The 235-nt window shown below is 52.3% G+C and carries 1 pseudogene; it reads right to left on the bottom strand.

The features are described 5' to 3' along the window. Positions 1–235, bottom strand: a pseudogene (locus Q4563_RS22730) (RnfABCDGE type electron transport complex subunit D); the annotation flags it as partial.

Genomic DNA, 235 nt, shown 5'->3' with positions numbered 1-235 from the left:
GCATAACTCCCAGCACAATGCGCCAGGAAGAAATACCCATCACAAGCAGCACAGCGCCACCGATAAAAATTGCCAAGGTTGAAGTCTCAACGATACTGCCTTGAATATTACCAAAGAAGGCATCCATCCAAGTCATTTGACCAGCAATGGCGTCCATACCACCTTGAGCGGCCTGCTACAGCGAAGTGGCGCCGGTGTAGCCGTCAACCGTGGTCCTAACTGCATCGCCCGACAT

It is taken from the genome of Gilvimarinus sp. 1_MG-2023, assembly GCF_030548285.1.
Note: the sequence above shows the minus strand (reverse complement) of the source record. Positions and strands in the feature narration are given on the sequence as shown.